We start from the raw sequence: 19,677 nt of genomic DNA, 5'->3' as shown, positions 1-19,677 counted from the left end.
CTAGCCCTTGGTCCCTGCATAGGTCCAGAGCCTGATCTGGAGGTGTGCCAGTAAGCGTTCATCCGCTGATTGCAGATCCAGCCCGGCCACTTCGCAGGCGCGGCGGAGCCTGTAATGAACAGTGTTGCGGTGGACCGCCAATTCCTCGGCGCACCGGTTCACGTCTCCGAAGAACTCCAGGTAGGTCAGGAGGGTCAGGGCGAATTCCGGGTAGCGACCGCATAGCCGGGTGATTCCTGCATGACGCAGGGTGGTCCGGGATTCGAGCAACTCCAGCAGTTCCCTGGTCAGGACTGTTGTTTCCACGTCGCTGTAAGAGGCCACTCGGACGTCCGGCGTTGCTTCCATGACTTTGAGGACGCTGCGAACGTGGTCAAGGGTGGCATGCAGTGCGTCCAGGCGCGGAACGATGGGACCCACTGCTGCCTGCACCTGGAAGTGAAGGTGCGTGGTGGCATCACGAACAATCGTGTTGACCAGCCGGTTGATAGCGGGCAGGGACTTTTGCGGGTCCACGTCCGGGAGGATGATGGCCGTTTCCATGCCAAGGGCTCCTACCACCGCGCCGGGCCGGTACGCAGCGGCGTGGATCGATGCCACTTTGGACAGTTCCCCCCTGCGCAGCTGGAGACCGGCCGCGCTTTGGCTCAGCCCTCCTGCGGAGATCAGCACCAACGCCGCTGGCTTGGCGGGATCGATGCCCGCGGATTGGGCCTGGGAGTGGACTTGCGCCGTGCCGCTGAGCAGGCTGGAGACCCGGTCCTCGCGCATCGACTGCGACTGCTCGTTGCGGTGCCGTACCAGCTCAATGGCCGCGTGCCGGGCAGCGCCCACCATGATGCGATCCGTGTTGGCCGCCAAGGGTTCAGCACCTTCCTGCAACCAGATGTACCCCATCACCCGGCTGCCGGCGTGAATGCCGATCGCCACACGTTCCCGAAGCCCGGCCTCGAGGTTGGCCTCCACGTGAACAGGTGCTTCAGTAGCTTGGAGGTGCTTGTAGACTCCTGATTCCTTGAGGAGTTTCTGGTACTTTTCAGGGCCACGCCGCGCCAGGATGGACAACCGGCGGAGCTCGTCAACGTCATTGGACGCCGGGGAGTAGGCAAGGACCCTGTTGCCCGGATCTTCGATCACCACGTGGCCATTGGTCAGTGTGGCCGTGGTTTGGGCGATCGCGAACAGATCGCGGTGGACTGACGTGGGGGTTTCCCCGGGCACATCGTTCTCACGGACCCGGTCCAGCGCGATGCTCTCGAACTTATCCCAGCGGAGCCCCGGGGCGACCGCCACCAGTCCAATGCCGGTCGGTTGGAGCAACTCGGCCACGGCTTCCAACTCGCGTTCACTGCCCTTGACAGCAACTGCTGTGGGACGGCCCGCCATGATGCGGCGGAGCGCAGGGAGCGCCGCACGCCCGCGAACGCCGATCAACATGACCAGGGCCCCTGGGCGGATCTCGTCGTCGTCTTCAGCATCAACAATGACAGTTTCGCGAACGGTTCTGTTGTCCTCTGCCGGGGCCAGCAGCAACCGGGCGTTGCCGACACCCAGGTCTTCGAGGACATCGCTCAATAGGGTGACGACGCCGTCGTCGTCAATTTCCAGGGCTTTCAACGAAGCTATCGCTTCCTCTCCACATCAGTTCCATCAGCAGTACGCTTCCTCGCCATTGAGGGCGCCGCCGGTACATGTGCGCAGGCACGCACAGCGAGAAACATTACCGGCCCTTCAGAACACCAGTGTTGTCCCCCCGGCACAAGAGCCGGGCCCCGAATTTGGTTCGCCAGCCAATTTGTTGTCGACGGCGGCGACCTAGAGTTGGTGACTGTCCCACACACCACAAAGACTGACTGCAGCGCGGCCAATTTCAGGCATAACTGCGACGCAGCCAGCCCCACGTTGTGGAGTATTGAGCCACCCGAGGTGGCAACGGAGTCAAAGGAGACCCCCGAAGTGATACCCACCCCTGCGTCCACACAAACCCTTTCTTTCCCAACAGACCTGGCTGCCAGTCCGCCGTCGAACGCTTTCGCCCAAGAGGAAACCGGCTACCGCAAGACCCTCAAGCCCCGGCAGATCCAGATGATCGCCATCGGAGGGGCAATCGGTACCGGGCTCTTCATGGGCGCCGGAGGCCGCTTGAACGGGTCCGGACCTGCGCTGGTGCTGGTCTATGCCGTCTGCGGATTCTTCGCGTTCCTGATCCTGCGGGCACTGGGCGAGTTGGTGCTGTACCGCCCCACCTCCGGCTCGTTCGTTTCCTATGCCCGCGAGTTCTACGGCGAGAAAATGGCCTACACCGCCGGCTGGCTCTATTTCCTGAACTGGGCCATGACCTCCATTGTGGATGTCACCGCGGTTGCCCTGTACGTGAAGTTCTGGGGCCAATATTGGGCACCCATCAACGACATCCCGCAATGGCTGATCGCATTGATCGCTTTGGTAGTGGTGCTCTCCCTGAACCTGGTGTCCGTGAAGATCTTTGGTGAGATGGAGTTCTGGTTCGCCATGATCAAGGTGGGGGCCCTGGTGACGTTCCTCGTGGTGGGAGTCTGCTTCATTGTTTTCGGCGGCCGGACGGATGTTGGCGTTCCGGGTTTCAACGTCATCGCTGAGAACGGTGGCATGTTCCCCATGGGCTCAGTGGCACCGCTCCTGGCCATCAGCGGCGTGGTGTTTGCCTACGCAGCTGTGGAACTGGTGGGCACCGCGGCCGGCGAAACCGCCGAACCCCACAAGGTGATGCCCAAGGCCGTGAACACAGTGGTGATCCGCATCGGGGTCTTCTACGTGGGCTCAGTCCTGCTGCTCTCGCTCCTGCTTCCCTTCACGTCCTACAAAGCCGGCGAATCTCCGTTTGTCACCTTCTTCTCGCATCTCGGTGATCCGCAGGCCGGAGCCATCTCGGCGTCCGTGATGAACTTCGTGGTCCTCACCGCGGCATTGTCCAGCCTCAACGCCGGCCTCTATTCCACCGGCCGCATCCTCCGCTCCATGGCTGTGAACGGCTCGGCTCCGCAATTCACCGGTCGGATCAGTAAGTCCGGGGTGCCCTACGGCGGCATCCTGCTGACAGCGGTCATCACGCTGGTTGGCGTCGGCTTGAACGCCGTCGTTCCATCCCAGGTCTTTGAAATCGTGCTGGAAGTCTCGGCGGTGGGCATCATCGGCGGCTGGGCCACCATCATGTTGTGCCACATCAAGCTCCAGCACTGGGTCCGCAACGGCAAAGTGGTGCGGCCTGCGTTCAGGCTCTTCGGAGCGCCCTTCACTTCCTATCTCACCCTCGGATTCCTGGCCTTTGTCCTGGTCACCATGGGGTTCTCGGAAACGGGCCGCTGGGTGCTGGCCTCATTGCTGGTGTTGGCGCCACTGCTGATAGCCGGCTGGTATGCGTATCGCGGCCGTATTCGCACTGCCCTGACGTCCTAGACCCCTTTTCAGTTTGAAAGTGAAACACATGAGCACCCCTTCCCCGTCCCCCAGAATCGGCACCCCCAGCAGGGCTTGGCGTTCCCGTGCCGACGCTTGGGAGTTTTTGGGATACGCCCTCAGGCAGCTCGCCTCGGCCCGACACCAGGAGTCCGGTTTGCTGTCCCAGATCGATAGGACCTTTGCCCTCCTGGCAGCGGTGGAACCGTATTGGGCAGAGCCCGGAGTCAACGCCGTGGCCCAGTTGCGCCAATTAATCGACGACGGCGAACCCCAGGCCGCGCTCCAGCTTCTGGGCGGTTTGTCCCACCTCCCGCTCGCCTCTGCCGGGGAAACAGCTGCGGTGCCGCGCGGGGAGATCCTGGACGAGGAAGTTGTTGACCAGTCCGAGCCGGCGGAACGGCCACGCTTTGAGGTCCTGGTGGTGGACACCATGGAGCCTGAAGAAGCCGAAGCGCTCAAGAACACCATGGCTGCGCAGCGCCGCGCTTCGGATGCGTTCACCTACACGGTCAATGTGGTTCCCAGTTATGAGGATGCACTGGTTGCCATCATGCTGAACCCGGATATCCAGTCTGTTGTTCTTCGCCCGGGCTTCTCCCTCCGCAGCTCCCATCTGTTGGGCAGCGACCTCCGGAGGTTCCTGGCCCGGCATACCTCCGCAGACTTGCAGGACTCGCGACCCATCAGACGGATCCTTGCGCTGGCCGAAGCAATTTCCGGGCTGCGGCCGGAACTGGACGTCTACTTGGTGGCAGGGGTCTCCATCGAGTCCCTGGCGGGATCCCTCACCAGGAAGTTCCGGCGGATTTTCCGGCGACAGGATCATCTGGACCTGCATCTGTCACTGCTGTCCGGGGTGGCCGAACGCTACGAAACACCGTTCTTCACGGCGTTGCAGGACTACAGCCGCCGCCCGGCCAGCGTCTTCCATGCCCTTCCGATTTCCCGGGGTGCGTCGGTGGGGACTTCACCGTGGATCCGGGACATGGCCGATTTCTACGGGACAAACCTGCTGTTGGCCGAAACCTCCGCCACCTCGGGCGGTCTGGACTCCTTGCTGGATCCGCACGGGTCCATCAAACGCGCTCAGGAACTCGCCGCGCGGGCCTTTGGTGCGCAGCGAACCTACTTCGTCACCAACGGCACGTCCACGGCCAACAAGATCGTTCACCAGTCACTGCTTGCCCCGGGCGATGTTGTGCTGGTTGACCGCAACTGCCACAAATCGCACCACTACGCCTTTGTGCTTGCCGGTGCCCGCGTGTCCTACTTGGATGCCTATCCCCTGGACAAGTACGCCTTTTATGGGGCCGTCCCTCTGGCCAGCCTGAAGCGCAGGCTCCTGGAGTACCGACGGGCAGGCCGGCTTCACGAGGTGAAAATGGTGACCCTCACCAACTGCACGTTTGATGGTGTCGTCTATGACGTCGAAAGGGTCATGGAGGAATGCCTGGCCATCAAACCGGATCTGGTTTTCCTGTGGGACGAGGCGTGGTTTGCCTTCGCCCGCTCCCATCCGGTGTACCGCCGTCGAACCGGCATGGCGGCAGCAGCGGCACTGGAAGCTTCCTTCAGCGATCCTGCCTACGCCACCCGGTACGCGGAACAGGCAGCCGCCCTTCATGACCCGGTCACCGGCGAACCTGTTGATGACGAAGCCTGGCTCTCCACCAGGCTGATTCCGGATCCTGCCAAGGCACGCCTGCGGGTCTACGCAACGCAGTCAACCCACAAAACGTTGACCTCGCTGCGGCAGGGTTCCATGATCCACGTGTATGACCAGGACTTCGCCGGCTCCAACCGGGAGTCCTTCCGCGAGGCTTACATGACCCACACGTCCACCTCCCCCAACTACCAAATTCTGGCTTCCCTGGACATTGGCAGACGACAGGTGGAGCTTGAAGGTTTCGGCCTGGTGCAACGGCAATCCGACCTTGCCGTGTCCGTGGCCCAAGCCGTGGCCCGGCACCCCCTGCTGAAGAAGTACTTCCGGGTGCTTTCCTCGCGGGACCTCATCGGTCCGCGCTATAGGGAAACCGGCTCCAGCATGCCGCTGCGGGATGGGCTGTCGGAGCTGGAGGACGCCTGGCAGCGGGACGAGTTCGTCATCGATCCCAGCCGCCTCACGCTGGACATCAGCAAAACAGGGATCGACGGCGACACTTTCCGCCACAGCTACCTCATGGACGATCACGGCATCCAGGTGAACAAGACCTCACGGAACACTGTGCTGTTCATGACCAACATCGGCACGTCCCGAAGCTCCGTGGCGTACCTGATCGAGGTCCTGGTGAAACTCGCTGAAGGCTTTGAGAACCCGCATCCTTCGGCGCGGGCTCGGACGCTACCTGCATCGTCCGACGCTCCCCGCCCGACTCCCCCGCTCCCGGATTTCAGCACCTTCGCCGCGCGCTTCCGTACGGATGATTCCTGCGAGGACGGTGATATCCGGGCCGCCTACTTTGAGAGTTACAAACCCGATTCCACGGTGTACCTGTCCGCGGCTGAGGTGGCTTCCGCCGTGGCCGAAGGACAGGAAGTAATCTCGGCAGGATTCGTCACACCGTATCCGCCAGGGTTCCCCATTCTGGTCCCGGGGCAGGTGATCACCCGGCAAACCCTCGAATTCATGGCTGCTTTGGATACGCGCGAAATCCATGGGTTCGATCACGAACGGGGGTACCGGGTGTTCGTGGCGCCTGCTTCTTCTTCTGTTCTCGAGCTGGTGGCGGTGGCGTCCTAGACTTTCGCGCTCCAACCGAAGGCAGGGGCGACGTGCTTGGCGACGTTGCCCAGCAGCTTGGCGTTGTAGTCGACGCCAAGCTGGTTGGGCACTGTGAGCAGGACCGTGTCGGCTGCTTGCACGGCTGCGTCCTTCGCCAGTTCGTCCGCTAATTGATCCGGCTCGCCGATGTAGCTTTTCCCGAAACGGGACAACGCGCCGTCGAGAATTCCTACCTGGTCCTGGCTGTCCGCTTGGGCACGCAGACCGAAGTAGTGGTTGTCTTGGCTGTCGACGATCGGAATCACGCTGCGGCTGACGGAAATCCTTGGTTCAAAGTCGTGCCCTGCGGCCGCCCAGGCTTCGCGGAACATCCGGATCTGCTCTGCCTGCAGTTCGTCGAAAGGAACACCGGTGTCCTCGGTGAGGAGGGTTGAACTCATGAGGTTCATGCCTTGCTCTGCTGCCCAGACTGCAGTCTTCCGGGTTCCGGCGCCCCACCAGATTCTCTGAGGGAGGCCGGGTGACTGGGGTTGGATGGGCAGCAAACCTGTGGCCCCGCCGGCGTAATGCGGGTCCGCTTCGGCCACCCCGTGCCCGGCGATGGCTTTGCGGAACAATGCAGTGTGGCGGCGGGCCATGTCGCCACCGTCCTCACCGTCCTCGGGGACGTAGCCGAAGTTGGCTGCTCCGTTCCGTGCGGGTTCGGGTGAACCACGGCTCACTCCGAGCTGCAGCCGCCCATCACTGATGAGGTCTGTGGCTGCTGCCTCCTCAGCCATGTAGAGCGGGTTTTCGTAGCGCATGTCGATGACACCGGTGCCCATCTCGATCTGGCTGGTCCGCGCCGCAATAGCGCTCAGCAGTGGAAAGGGCGATGCTTGCTGCCGGGCGAAGTGGTGCACCCTGAAGAAGGCTCCGTCGATGCCCAGTTCCTCAGCGGCCACAGCGAGTTCGATGCCCTGTTTCAGGGCTTCCCCAGCCGTTGGCACGAGGGAACCCGGGACGCGGGCCCAGTGACCGAAGGAGAGGAAACCGATCCGTTTGTTGTGCATGTTCGGGACAACTCTTCACGGTCCGGGGAAATTCCACTGGCACCGTGTACGCGCCCACACGGTCCCGAGTCCGTCACTTCGCGTTACCTGTGCAAATAGATCCGCGGGATTAGGTAGAGTAGGCGGCGGGGATGCTTTATCTATTCGATGGAGTTTTTATGGAATTCGATGCTCATGCTGCTGATCGCCTGATCGCTGCATGTCGGGACGTCGCGCGTACGTTGCAGGATCAACGTGGCGGACGGGAATCGGCCTCGACTGCTGCTCTCACGGAATTTCGGGGCATGTTCGCAGACTGCTTCCGGGAAAACGTTGCCTCTGAAAGGGCGGCCCGGTCCGAGCTGGTCAATATGTTGGAAGATGTTGCCCGTCAGGTCCAGGACGCGAAGAACGCGGCCGAGGTTGAGCAGCGTCGCTTGGATGACTTGACCGAGTGGGCGCTGGCCTCCGGCTGGGCCCGTGCTGGCGGCGGTTTTGGGGTGGATGTAGGGCCCCGCCCGTCGACGGCGGAGACTGACCGTCCGGTGGTGAGCGTGGAGACGGCCCGGCAAGGGTTGCGTGTCTGGGCGAGCGGAAGCCCTGCTGGGGCGAGTTCCGCTGATCCGGACACCTTGGACTCGGCAGTGTCGACCTTCAGGATCCACGACGACTCAGACCGAGCTTCCGCTGACAAAGTCAGTGCAGCTGTGTCCGATTTCGAGGAGAAGTGCTCCTGGGTGCACTCTGACCTCCACGCTGTCCGTGGCGGGCTACGACGGTTCCTCGAAGACAACCATCAGGACGCGAGCCGGCTTTCCGATATCGCGTCCACGTTCCGCGCTGCCGGTGGGAGCGGGGACGTCGGTCAGATAACGGTATCGAACGGCGTTCTTGTGCTTGCAACGGCGCCGATGACCTTATCGGACTCGGCGCTGCTGGGCTACTTGTCCACTGCCTCCGAGGCTGACGTGAAGGCATTGTCCACAATACCCGGATGGCAGCAGACCCTGCGAGGCATGGACCCATCGAAAATCGGGGCTTGGTGGGCGGGCATGAACCCTCCGGCCGGCACCGCCACGGCCGTGGCTGGGTTCTCGCGGGTGCAAGAGCTGCTGCTGACTGCGGCTCCGGCCGTGTTCGGCGCTTTGGACGGAATGCCCGCACTGGCCAGGGTCCGGGCCAACCAGTTGAATGTGCCAAGCCTGCTCCGCGCGGCGGAGAACGACCTGGAATCAGCACGGAAGTTGTCCGAGTTCGGGCAAAGCCACCACGACCCTAACCGAACAAAAATGCTCGAAAATGAGGTGGCGTACCTGAATCTGGTGAAAGCCGGGGACGTACAGCTTTACCTCTATGACCGGGACCGGTCCAGGATTGTGGAAATGATCGGCACTCCGGGCTCCGACACACGGCATGTGATCACCTACGTTCCGGGCACCTTCACCGGGATGGACATCTTTTACACAGGCGGGGTACAGCAGGTCTCGAGCTACCTCCGTAGCGAAGTGCCGGGTACGGTGGCTTTCGTTTATAAGGATGGGCGGTTCCCTGGGGAGGAGAACACCGCCGGCGGTCCCAACCTGGCGAGAATCGGTGAGGCGAACGATGAAAAACTCGCACGCACGTCCGGGCAGCAACTGGCATCCTTCGAAGCCGGGATGCGCACTGATCCCTACCTAAAGGGTGCCGAACAAACCGGCATCGGGCACAGCTGGGGCCTGGCAAACCTCACCAGCTCCGAAGTTGCCGGAGCCCGATACGACAAGGTGATCTCTCTCGCTGGGGCAGGCATGCTCCCGGACTGGAAACCACAGCCAACCACGCAATATTCGAACCTGTACTACTATGATCTGCTCATCCATGGCCAGGGAGTTATCAACCCCGTCACGAAAAAGGGGGTGGTGTGGGAGGGAAACAATCCGATTCATCGCGATGAGTTTGAACAGCACTACTACCGCGGCCCCCACGACGACCAACTTAGGGCGATCAATACCGTCGAAGAAGGGAACATCCTCATGGAAAACCACAACCTCATCGCCTCCGACAGCGAAGACAATGATAAGGCACTTCGGTACATGAAGAAGTTGGTAAATCAATGAAAGTGTCGACCCATGCTGTGTTGCTGCTGGCGGCAACGATGGTGCTGGCCGGTTGTGCCGGAATCCCTAGGGGAACTCCGATTGAAGCACCAGAGCCCACCGCAACAAAGACTCAGGAGGACCCGATGCATGGTGAACTGACGTGGCAGGAAGCGAAGGCCAAAGCCCAAGCCGTGGAATTGGAGATCGCCGCCCTGATCCCGAAAGGCACGGTTGTCTCCATCGATCAAAAGAAGAAGGGCGTGCTGCTGTCCTGCAACAAGACACAGCACAAGTGGAAGGGCTCCACGACCATCACGGTAGCCGACGGAACCAAAATCGATTCAATCGTGAAGGACATCGAAGCCCACTACCGGGCGAATGGACTCAAGGTGTCAGCCGATAAGGATATAGACGGAAAGATACTGGTCCAAATCGATCCACCTGCTCCTGGGGAGAATTACCTCGTCGGTGGAGGCGTAAAACCTGATGAGATTTGGATCGATTCGGGTTCTCCATGCTTCACACTGCCCGAGGGCATCTACCCAGGCGGGGATTTCTAGATCCCATGAACAATTACAACCTCATCGCCTCAAACAACGAGGACAACCTGCAAGTACTCAGAGTCATGCCTGGAATTGTGCCTCAATGAGGGGGCGACAAGGAGCCATGGCGTTGTTGCTGTTGGCGGGTTCGATCGGGCTCGCAGGTTGCGCCGGAAACCCAAGCGTGAGTTCGACCGAGTCAACCGTGCCAACTGCCGCTGATACACAGGAGGAACCGTTGATAACTGAACTGACCTGGCAGGAAGCCAAAGCCCACACCCAAACTATGGAGCTGGAGATCGCCGCCCTGATCCCAAAGGACAAGGTTACTTCCATAGTCCAGAAAGAGACGGGCGTTCTCCTGTCCTGCAGCAAGACAGAACACAACTGGAACGGTTCGACTTCGATCACGCTGGCTGAGGGAAGCGAAGCTGAATCTGTCGTGAAAGAACTTGAGACGGCTGCACGGGCACACTTCACGGATCATCGTTTTGAGGTCTCAAGCGACCGGACCATCCAAGGCACCTTTCGTGTTGAGATAAGCAATCCGGCCACCTCGGAAATGTATCTCATCAGGGAGGACGATCCCGGCGTCATTCGCATTGCATCAGGTTCGCCTTGCTTCACAATGCCCGAGGGTACCTACCCGGGTGGGGATTTCTAGATGCTTTTGAGCAACCGTGATCTCATCGCCTCCAACATTGAAGACAACGAGCAAGTAATCAAAGACATGCGCGGGATTGTGGCTAGGTGAGGGCGCGACACAGCGCTATGGCGTCGTTGCTGCTGGTGGGTGCGATGGTTCTGGCCGGCTGTTCTGGAAGCCCCGGAGGGACACACATCGAACCACCAGTACCCACCGCAACAAAGACGCCGGGTGAACCGATGAAAGCTGACCTGACGTGGCAGGAAGCCAAAGCCCAGGCCCAAGCAATGGAACTGGAGATCGCCACGCTCATCCCAAACAACACCGTTGTCTCGATCGATCAGAAGAAGAAGGGCATGCTTCTGTCTTGCAACAAAAACCAACACAACTGGAATGGTTCCACGACCATCACGGTTGCCGAAGGAACGAACATTGAGCCGATCGTGAAGGACATCGAAGCCCACTACCGGGGGCAAGGGCTCAAGGTGTCAGCCAATATGGATGTAGACAAAAAGCTTCTTATCCAGATTGATCCACCTGCTCCCGGGGAAAACTACCTCGTCGGTGGCGGCGTCAAACCTAATGAAATTTGGATCGATTCGGGCTCGCCGTGCTTCACCTTGCCCGAGGGCATCTACCCGGGCGGGGACTTCTAAACCAGAGCTCATGAGAGTGGTTCGGCGTTTTCACGTTGCCTCCACAATCGTCAAGCAGCCCGGCGATAATGCATGGCCACCGCCCCGTTACTGTGCGGCTCGGCCGAGATCAGCTCAAGATGCCGGGTGCTGGGCAGTCCGCCTTGGTACAGCGTTGGTCCGTGGCCGGTGATCATGGGGTGGATGAGAAATTTGTACTCGTCGATCAAGCCCAGCCGGTCCAGCTCTGTTGCTAGTTTCCCGCTGCCAACAAGTACCCCTTTGGGAGTCTTGTCCTTGAGTTCCTGAACGGCCGTACCCAGTTCGCCGACCAGCCGATGACTGTTGGTCCAGGGGAAGTCGCTCCGCGTTGTGGAAACGACGTACTTAGGTTTCCCCTCCAAGGTAATCGCCCACTCACGAAGGGCTGGCGGCGCTTCTACCTCGCCCCGGGCCACCAAGGGCCAGTACTCCTCCATCATTTCGTAAGTGGTGCGCCCCCAGAGCATCGCACCGCTCTGATCCAGGAGGCGTGTGAAGTGGGCGTGGGTCTCATCATCTGCGATCCCCTCCCGGTGGTCGACGCAGCCATCCAGAGTGACGTTGATGCTGAACGTGAGAAGGCCCATTCGCCGATTCTAGGCCGTTGCCGGCGTTAGCGCAGCGGGATTGCCGCAGTAGTGTGCTTATTCTTGCATTGCAAAGACCGATACCCTCCAGGGGTATAGTGTTGCGAATGGACGCAAAGGAGGAGTGCGCGTGAGCGGGTCATCGTCGCGGGTTTCATCGCCCCTTCTCAGACGAGGATCGCTCTTGATGCTCGTGGCTGCCATCATTGCGGGCTTGTTCGGAATGCATGTGATGAGCGGATCCCATGGGGAACATTCCGTCACGCCAACAGCCACTGACGCGATCACCCTTCACGGGCAGGGCACTTCACATCATGTGCACGACACTTCGCAACCCCTCCCTGCCGGTCATCCTGCGGAAGCGGAACAGTGTACGTCCGGAAGCTGTTCCTGCGCCGAGGCGGTAGGTGTTACCTGCACACCGTCGCTAAAAACCGGTTCCTTGGTTGCGCCGCTCCCAGCCAGCGCGGCTACCTACACTCTCACTGCCACCGGGTACCAAGATCCATTGCCATCCTGGTCCTACCGACCAGACCAGCCCACGCCCGGGCAACTCAGCATCAGCAGGACGTAAGCACTGGTAGGGGCCGCCAACATGCGGGCCCTTCGCCACACCCCGGACCCCTATGGCTCCGGGCGCCCAACTGCTTACCCTTGGCGGCAGACGTTGGTGCCGCCTGAATTGGCAAAGGACCAATCACTGATGAACAAAACACGCTACATTGTCACGGGAACCGCTTTGGCAACCCTGCTCGCACTGGCCGGCTGCGGATCCAATTCCGGCTCGGGCTCGATGCCGGGCATGGATCACGGCACCTCCAGTGCATCGGCAAACCCGTCGGCGGGCAGCACGGATCCGGTCCACAACGCGGCGGATACGATGTTCGCGCAGATGATGATTCCCCACCATGCCCAAGCCGTGGAAATGTCCGACGCGATGCTGGCCAAGCAGGACATCCCGGCGGCCGTAACGGAGCTGGCAGCCAGGATCAGGGCCGCACAGGCCCCCGAGATCGAAAAAATGACCGGTTGGCTTACAAGCTGGAATGAATCGGCCACCATGGCTGCCGGCGATCACAGCTCCCACAGCATGGACGGCATGATGAGCGACGCCGACCTGCAAAAACTCGAAGCGGCACAGGGCACAGAAGCTGCCACACTCTTCCTGACGCAGATGATCGCGCATCACGAAGGTGCCGTGACCATGGCCAAAACCGAAACGAGCCAGGGTCAGAATCCTGAGGCCGTCCAGCTCAGCAAGGATATTGTGGCCTCGCAGGAAGAGGAGATCCAGGAAATGAAGGATCTCTTGGCTGGACTCTAGCCTCACGCCAACGTAACGCAAGGGCCCGACGGCGGTAGGTCGCCGTCGGGCCCTTGCGTTCAGGTCGGGTGCGCCGACCAAAGGAGCCTAGCGGGAACTGCCCGCCAGCAAACCCCGGCGCTGGAGCAGTCGCTTCTCGATCGGCCCGAACACCAGGAGCTCAATCAGGATGCCTACGAACAGGATGAGCAGGATCGCGGACATCACGATGGTCATGTCAGACAACAGCCGGCCCTGATCCAACAGTGAGCCCAGCCCGAAGCCAATGGTGCCGCCCACCGCGATGATCTCGGCGGCCATGAGGGAGCGCCAGGAGAAAGCCCAGCCCTGCTTCAGACCACTGATGTAGCCGGGAAGTGCTGCGGGCAGCACAATCTGCAACGCCATCTGGAGCCGGCTGGCGCCAAGCACCGTTCCGACGCTCCGGTACTGCGGCGGGATCTGATCCACGCCGGAGATGAGGCCGTTGATGATGGACGGAATGGCGCCCATGAAGACAACGAAGTAGACGGTGGCGTCGGTCAGGCCGAACCAGATGATGGCGGCTGGAACCCATGCCACTGAAGGCAGAACCTGGAGCCCGGAAATCAACGGCCCAAACGCGCGGCGCAGAGGAGCGACCTGGGCGAGCAAAAGACCAATGGGGGTCGCGATCACCACGGAGATCAGGAAGCCGATTACACCACGCTGCAGCGAAGTCCACACTGCTTCCTGGACTTTGCCTTCGCCCCACATCGTCACGAACTGGGTGAGCACGTCAAGCGGCCCCGGTACCAGGTCCCGCCGCTTGAACCCCAACGAAACGTAGAACTGCCACGCGAGGATAAGCACCACAAGCGCGGCGACGGGCAGCAGGACACGCTTCCATTCGATACCGCGCTTACGGCCCGTGTCCGACTGCAAATTGTCCAGGCCCGCTTCAAGGTCCCGGAGCTCCGAGGCGTTGCCCTTCAGCGACGGCGAGGTGATGTGCTCTTTGGATTCAGTCACGGGAAGGGTCCGCTCTTCGGTGGTGATGGGGTTACTTGGCATGGCGGCGGATCTCCTCGCGAAGACGGCGGGTGATGGTTCCGGTCAGCTCCCCGGCACGGCCGGCATCGGTACGGTGTTCCTCGGTGACGTCCCACTCGGCCACCACACGGCCAGGACGCGAAGACAACAGCAGCACGCGCTGACCCAGTCGAACAGCTTCGCGCACGTTGTGGGTGACGAACACGATGGTTCGGCCCGTTTCCTTCCAGATCCGCTCAAGCTCGTCATGCAGAAGATCCCGGGTGATCGCATCGAGGGCAGCAAACGGCTCATCCATCAGCAGCAACTGCCGGTCCTGGGCCAAGGAACGGGCCAACGCAACGCGCTGCCTCATGCCACCGGACAGTTCGTGGGGACGCTTATCCCCCGCGCCGCCCAAGTGCACCAGCTCCAACAGCTCGGTGGCACGGGCACGCCGGCTCGCCTTGGTGCTGGACTTGTCAGCCAACTGCAACGCCAACTCGATGTTGCCGCGCGCGGTCAGCCACGGGAACAGGGCCGCGTCCTGGAACATGAAGGCAGCGCCGTCGCTGGGTACTTCAAGAGCGCCCGACGTCGGCGGTTCCAGTCCCGCCATGATGTTCAGCAGGGTGGACTTACCGCAGCCGGACGCACCGAGGAGGGCGACGAACTCGCCTTGCGCGATGGTGGCGTTGACGTCGTCCAGCACCGGGGCGCCGTCGCCGAAGCGCTTGCCCAGGTTCTCGAGTACGACTGGCATGGTCCCGTCCTTCGTGTTGATTGGTAGAGCTGATGTGGCCAAAGGCCGGCCCGCTCCCCCGCATAAATAGCAAGGGGAATCGGACCAGCCCGTTACTGCTTAGTCCTGGCCAAGACCTGCGGCTGAGGTCTTCTTGCCTTCGACCTCGTTCAGGGTTCGGAGGTCGAAAATGCCGTTGATGTCGGCCTGCTTTGTGGTTCCGGCCTTCACGCCGTCTTCGAGCAGCTTCTTGTAGGTACCTGCGAGCGGGTCGGTGGTGAACTTGATGTTCTGCAGCGCACGCTCAATCACGTTGGCCGGAAGCGGCTTGCCGGCAGTGTCCTTCAGGACCGCGTTGATGGTGGTGGCTTTCTCCTCAGCAGAGGCCGCGTTGAGCCAGTTCACCGACGCCACGTGCCCCTTCAACAGGGCCTTCACGGTTTCCGGGTGTTCGGCGGCGAACTTCTTGTTCACGATCAGGATGGTGGTGGTGAAGTCACCGTTTTCCCACAGGTCCTTCTCATCCACAAGGACCTTAGCCCCGGCCTCAAGCACCAGTCGGGAGGCCCAAGGCTCCGGCAACCACGCGCCGTCGAGCTTTCCATCTTGGAAGAGCTTCAGCGACTGGGCGTTTTCGGTGGGGTTGATATTGACGTCGCCGCTGCCATCAGTGTTGGTCTTGAATCCCTGGTCACCGAGCCACGCGCGGAGTGCCACGTCCTGGGTGCCACCGAGCTGCGGGGAGCTGAGGATCTTGCCCTTGAGGTCCGCTGCGGAGTTGATCTCCGGCTTGACCACCAACTGCGCACCACCGGAGGCTGCACCGGCGATGATGCTGATGGACTCGCCGTTGCTCTTGACGTAGGAGTTGATGGCCGGGTTCGGGCCGATGTACGTGGCGTCGATGGCGCCGGCGTTCAGGGCTTCGATCGCGGCGGGCCCGGCGTTGAAGACCTGGGTGCTGAGCTTGGTATCGCCGAGTTCCTTGGCGATCAGGCCCTTGCTGGTACCTACCAGCGCCGGTCCGTGCGTGACGTTGCTGAAGTAGCCGAGCTTGAGCTCAGCTGCCGGGGACGTGGTGGGCGCCGGGGCCGCCTGGTTGTTTTGCGAAACAGCGGAAGCAACCGCGGCACCTGCACCGATCAGCAGCACCAAGCCGACGGCCAGGGCGATCTCTACTGTGCGGCGGCGCTTGGGCTTGGATGCGGTCTCACCGGCGACAATGCGGGTGGTACCGGAATCGGGTTTCGGTGACTCGGGAGTGTTCGACATGAGGGTGGGTCCTTAGAAGATGTGGGATGCGAGCGGGGCGAAGATCAGGCCCCGTGACATCGCCCGTCGAGGGCAAGCAAGGACCATTCCGGAGAGGTCATGCCTTCACAGTAGGGACTGTCATATTTCGGCTTCAATCCCGCAGAAATCAAGGTTCACGCAGGTTCACGTGACGTCATACTCACCGCGAGGGCTTCAATGTCGCGCGGAGTTGTGCGGCAGCAGCCACCTATGAGATGGGCGCCCCGGTCCTGCCAAGCAGCTGCGTTGCCGGCCAAGGTTCCGGTGCCCTGAACGCCCTCCGACGGACTCCATGTTTTGGTCACAGCGTCGTAGGTCTCTCCGGAATTCGGGTAGGCCACCAACGGCTTATCGAAGGCTTGTTGCAGAGCGCCCAGCGCGTCAGTCACCAGTTCCAGCGGCACACAATTAACCCCGACGGCGGCCACCCGCGGTTCCGCGCGCAGCAGCGCTGCCACGTCCGCAAGGGGCGTTCCGTCACTGATCTGGCCGCTGTCCCGCAGCGTAAACGTAAACCAGGATTCGACGTCGAACTCCGCCACGAGCGCCAACAGCGCCTCCGCTTCGGCATACGACGGCAGCGTCTCGCACGCCAGGAAATCGGCCCCGGCCTCCACCAGCGCAGCAATACGGGGGCGGTGGAAATCCTGGAATTCCGCGGCGGAAAGCGTGTAATCCCCACGGTATTCAGAGCCATCGGCGAGGTAAGCGCCGTAGGGTCCAACGGATCCGGCCACCAGCAAAGGGCCGCTCGCAGACCCCTCCTCCAAGGCTTCGCGCCGGGCTTCGTCGGCCAGCCGGACACTCAACGCCACCAACTCCAACGACTCCTCCACGGACAGCCCGCGCCGCGCGAAACCCTGCGGAGTGGCCTGGTAGCTGGCCGTGATCGCTACGGAGGCACCGGCGTCGAAGTAGTCGCGGTGGACCTGCTTGATCAGATGCGGCTGCTCCAGCAGGACCTTGGCGGACCACAAAGCGTCTTCCAGATCGCAGCCGTGGGCCTCCAATTCGGTGGCTAACGCACCGTCCAGGACCAGGTCCTTGCCGGCGTTGAGGAGATTGCTGAGCGTGGTGTTCTGTGGCATGGGTCCTTCCCAAAAAGAAAACCGCAGCTTGTCCGAAATTCCCGCCGTACAACGTGAGAAGTCGCGAACAAGCTGCGGTTTTGTGACTACGTGTGACCCTAGATGACGTAACGTTCGTCTTCGTGGTCGCCCGGGTGGTCCTTCACCAAGCCGGCGGCAAGGGTGTTGCCGTCGATGGGGTCGATCACCAGGAAAGCGCCGGTGCGGCGGTGGTGCAGGTAGTTCTCCAACGGCAGCGGAGCAGAGAGCCGGAGCTGTGCGTGTCCGATGTCGTTGAGTTCCAAGTTGGACGCCGGCTCCACATTGAAGGTGGCCAGATCCAGCTTGCCGGTGACGTTGCGGACCAGTGCCTGGACCGTACGCGTACCGTGCTTCACCAGGACCTTCTGGCCTTCGCGCAGCGGCTTCGGCGAGAGCCAAGCCAAGGACGCATACAGGTCAGCGGTGCTTTCGCGGACCGTACCGGCAGCGGCGATGGTGTCGCCACGGGCGATGTCGATCTCGTCAGCCAGGCGGACAGCCACGGACTGCGGAGCAGCGGCCTCGTCAAGCGACTGACCGGCGAAGTCGATGCCGATCACCGTGGTGGTGCACGGTTCGTGGCCGGGGCTGATGACACTGACTTCGTCGCCAACCTTGACTGAACCTTCCGTGATCTGGCCGGCGTAGGCGCGGTAATCGCGGTACGCCTCAACGTCCAGGCCGGCAGCAACGGCATCCGGAGCCAGGGCACCCTGGGGACGGATCACCAGCTGGACCGGGAAGCGGAAGCTCTCCAGGTCTGCCTCGAGCTCGTCAGCGGCCGGGAGGGTTTCGAGGACCTCCAGCAACGCAGGACCGGTGTACCAAGGGGTGCGCTCAGAGCGGTCCACCACGTTGTCGCCGTCGAGGGCGGAAACAGGAACCACGAAAAGGTCTGTAACCCCGCCAGCATTTGAATCTTCACGACCCAAGCCAAGCTCGCGGGCAACCTTCTGCACGTCCGCTTCGATGTCGCGGAAGACCTGCTCGCTGAAGTCCACCAGGTCGATCTTGTTCACAGCCACAATCACGTGGGCAACACGCAGCAACTGCAGAACGGAAAGGTGGCGGCGGGTCTGCTCCAACACACCCTTACGGGCGTCAATAAGAACGACGACGGCATCCGCAGTGGACGCGCCGGTCACCGTGTTCTTGGTGTACTGAACGTGGCCGGGGCAGTCCGCCAGGATGAAGCTGCGGCGGTCGGTAGCGAAGTAGCGGTAGGCCACATCGATGGTGATGCCCTGCTCACGCTCGGCACGCAGGCCGTCGGTCAGGAGGGCGAGGTCGATCCCGCCCTTCTCGCCGCCGAAGCCGCGATCCGCAGAGGTGCGGGCAACGGCGTCGAGCGTGTCAGCAAGAATCGCCTTGGAATCGTGAAGGAGGCGGCCCACCAGAGTGGACTTGCCGTCGTCCACCGAGCCGGCAGTAGCGAAACGGAAGAGGGTCGTTGGCAGGGCTGTTTCCAGCCCGGCAGCCAGTGTTTCGGTGCTCATTTAGAAGTAGCCGTCCTTCTTGCGGTCTTCCATGGCTGCCTCGGAGATGCGGTCATCTGCTCGGGTGGCGCCACGTTCGGTCAGGGTGGAGGCAGCGACTTCAACAACGACGTCGGCCACGGTGCGGGCGCCGGACTCGACGGCACCTGTGCAGGACATGTCACCCACTGTGCGGTAACGCACCAGTTTGGTGATGACTTCCTCGTTGGGCAGCGGCTGGGAAACCTCGCCTACAGCGCGCCACATGCCGTCACGGGCGAAAACTTCGCGCTCGTGGGCGTAGTAGAGGCCCGGGAGCTCGATGTTCTCGCGCTCGATGTAACGCCAGATGTCCAGCTCGGTCCAGTTGCTGATCGGGAACGCGCGGACGTGCTGGCCCACCGTGTGGCGGCCGTTATACAGGTTCCACAGCTCGGGGCGCTGGTTGCGCGGGTCCCACTGGCCGAATTCGTCGCGGAGGCTCAGGATGCGCTCCTTGGCACGGGCCTTGTCCTCGTCACGGCGGCCGCCGCCGAACACGGCGTCGAACTTGTTGCGCTGGATCGCATCCAGCAGCGGAACGGTCTGCAGCGGGTTGCGGGTACCGTCGGCACGCTCAGCCAGTTCGCCGCGGTCGATGAATTCCTGGACCGAGCCGACAACAAGCTTCAAGCCGAGGCGCTCAACAGTGCGGTCGCGGAAGTCGATGACCTCCGGGAAGTTGTGGCCCGTGTCCACGTGCAGGACCGGGAAGGGAACCTTGCCCGGCCAGAACGCCTTGGTGGCCAGGTGCAGCATGACTACGGAATCCTTGCCACCGGAGAACAGCAGCGCAGGCTTCTCGAACTCGGCAACAACCTCGCGGATGATGTGAATGGCTTCGGACTCGAGGGTGTCCAGGCTTGAGAGACGGGTCGACTCCAAAACCGAAGCAGCAGATGCCGCCCCGGGAGTGGCATCGGGCCTGTCGAAGCTGGACGCAATGCTGCTTGCAGCATTGTCGTCCAGCGAAGGGGC

At 61.8% G+C, this 19,677-nt stretch carries 16 protein-coding genes; 7 read left to right on the top strand and 9 right to left on the bottom strand.

Annotation, left to right across the window (positions count from 1 at the left end; translation table 11 throughout):
* On the bottom strand, nucleotides 1–1,617 hold the full coding sequence (locus tag BLQ01_RS01400; protein ID WP_091549823.1) for a PucR family transcriptional regulator: 1,617 nt from the start codon (nucleotides 1,615–1,617) through the stop codon (nucleotides 1–3).
* A gap of 387 nt (nucleotides 1,618–2,004) precedes the next feature.
* On the opposite strand from BLQ01_RS01400, the gene BLQ01_RS01395 reads away from it, so the two are divergent.
* Nucleotides 2,005–3,435 carry an amino acid permease gene (locus BLQ01_RS01395; RefSeq protein WP_254779212.1) on the top strand — a complete coding sequence of 477 codons (1,431 nt, stop codon included), beginning with the start codon at nucleotides 2,005–2,007 and terminating at the stop codon, nucleotides 3,433–3,435.
* Nucleotides 3,436–3,463: 28 nt separating this feature from the next.
* Entirely contained in the window at nucleotides 3,464–6,181 is a 2,718-nt protein-coding gene (locus tag BLQ01_RS01390) for an aminotransferase class I/II-fold pyridoxal phosphate-dependent enzyme (protein ID WP_091549822.1), read from the top strand.
* Here BLQ01_RS01390 and BLQ01_RS01385 read toward each other — a convergent pair.
* Nucleotides 6,178–7,215, bottom strand: a complete 1,038-nt coding sequence (locus tag BLQ01_RS01385; RefSeq protein ID WP_091549821.1) for an LLM class flavin-dependent oxidoreductase — start codon at nucleotides 7,213–7,215, stop codon at nucleotides 6,178–6,180. The genes BLQ01_RS01390 and BLQ01_RS01385 overlap by 4 nt on opposite strands.
* Nucleotides 7,216–7,373: 158 nt before the next feature.
* On the opposite strand from BLQ01_RS01385, the gene BLQ01_RS01380 reads away from it, so the two are divergent.
* The 4 genes from BLQ01_RS01380 to BLQ01_RS01365 all read left to right on the top strand — a co-directional run bounded on the left by BLQ01_RS01380 (nucleotide 7,374) and on the right by BLQ01_RS01365 (nucleotide 11,119).
* Nucleotides 7,374–9,293, top strand: a complete 1,920-nt coding sequence (locus BLQ01_RS01380; RefSeq protein WP_091549820.1) for a hypothetical protein — start codon at nucleotides 7,374–7,376, stop codon at nucleotides 9,291–9,293.
* Nucleotides 9,290–9,835, top strand: coding sequence for a hypothetical protein (locus tag BLQ01_RS01375; RefSeq protein ID WP_139183426.1), 546 nt, complete (start codon nucleotides 9,290–9,292; stop codon nucleotides 9,833–9,835). Before BLQ01_RS01380 ends, BLQ01_RS01375 begins: the two co-directional genes overlap by 4 nt.
* A gap of 106 nt (nucleotides 9,836–9,941) precedes the next feature.
* Nucleotides 9,942–10,481, top strand: coding sequence for a hypothetical protein (locus BLQ01_RS01370; protein ID WP_091549818.1), 540 nt, complete (start codon nucleotides 9,942–9,944; stop codon nucleotides 10,479–10,481).
* 107 nt (nucleotides 10,482–10,588) lie between these two features.
* Nucleotides 10,589–11,119 (top strand): hypothetical protein, encoded by a 531-nt coding sequence (locus BLQ01_RS01365; RefSeq protein ID WP_139183424.1) that lies wholly within the window; start codon nucleotides 10,589–10,591, stop codon nucleotides 11,117–11,119.
* A 50-nt stretch (nucleotides 11,120–11,169) separates the two neighbouring features.
* Here the strand turns inward: BLQ01_RS01365 and BLQ01_RS01360 are convergent, their stop codons facing one another.
* Nucleotides 11,170–11,727 carry a dihydrofolate reductase family protein gene (locus tag BLQ01_RS01360; RefSeq protein ID WP_091549816.1) on the bottom strand — a complete coding sequence of 186 codons (558 nt, stop codon included), beginning with the start codon at nucleotides 11,725–11,727 and terminating at the stop codon, nucleotides 11,170–11,172.
* A gap of 703 nt (nucleotides 11,728–12,430) precedes the next feature.
* On the opposite strand from BLQ01_RS01360, the gene BLQ01_RS01355 reads away from it, so the two are divergent.
* The gene (locus tag BLQ01_RS01355) at nucleotides 12,431–13,051 is read left to right on the top strand and encodes a DUF305 domain-containing protein (protein ID WP_175493316.1); all 621 of its coding nucleotides are present in this window, start codon (nucleotides 12,431–12,433) and stop codon (nucleotides 13,049–13,051) included.
* Nucleotides 13,052–13,138: 87 nt separating this feature from the next.
* On the opposite strand, the gene BLQ01_RS01350 is transcribed toward BLQ01_RS01355, so the two are convergent.
* The 6 genes from BLQ01_RS01350 to cysD form a co-directional block, all read right to left on the bottom strand.
* Nucleotides 13,139–14,083, bottom strand: coding sequence for an ABC transporter permease (locus tag BLQ01_RS01350; protein ID WP_091549814.1), 945 nt, complete (start codon nucleotides 14,081–14,083; stop codon nucleotides 13,139–13,141).
* Nucleotides 14,073–14,804 carry an ABC transporter ATP-binding protein gene (locus tag BLQ01_RS01345; protein WP_091549813.1) on the bottom strand — a complete coding sequence of 244 codons (732 nt, stop codon included), beginning with the start codon at nucleotides 14,802–14,804 and terminating at the stop codon, nucleotides 14,073–14,075. Before BLQ01_RS01345 ends, BLQ01_RS01350 begins: the two co-directional genes overlap by 11 nt.
* Before the next feature lie 99 nt (nucleotides 14,805–14,903).
* Complete coding sequence (locus tag BLQ01_RS01340) at nucleotides 14,904–16,055, bottom strand: ABC transporter substrate-binding protein (protein WP_091549812.1); 1,152 nt, start codon at nucleotides 16,053–16,055, stop codon at nucleotides 14,904–14,906.
* A 155-nt stretch (nucleotides 16,056–16,210) separates the two neighbouring features.
* A complete protein-coding gene (gene mmuM / locus BLQ01_RS01335) occupies nucleotides 16,211–17,164 on the bottom strand; it encodes a homocysteine S-methyltransferase (protein ID WP_091549811.1) in 954 nt (317 codons plus the stop codon).
* 98 nt (nucleotides 17,165–17,262) lie between these two features.
* On the bottom strand, nucleotides 17,263–18,681 hold the full coding sequence (locus BLQ01_RS01330; RefSeq protein ID WP_091549810.1) for a sulfate adenylyltransferase subunit 1: 1,419 nt from the start codon (nucleotides 18,679–18,681) through the stop codon (nucleotides 17,263–17,265).
* On the bottom strand, nucleotides 18,682–19,644 hold the full coding sequence (gene cysD, locus BLQ01_RS01325) for a sulfate adenylyltransferase subunit CysD (protein ID WP_091550326.1): 963 nt from the start codon (nucleotides 19,642–19,644) through the stop codon (nucleotides 18,682–18,684).
* Between the last annotated feature and the right edge of the window lie 33 nt (nucleotides 19,645–19,677).

This window comes from Arthrobacter sp. UNCCL28, assembly GCF_900102805.1.
GTDB lineage: Bacteria > Actinomycetota > Actinomycetes > Actinomycetales > Micrococcaceae > Arthrobacter > Arthrobacter nicotinovorans_A.
This window is presented reverse-complemented; position numbering and strand designations above follow the sequence as displayed.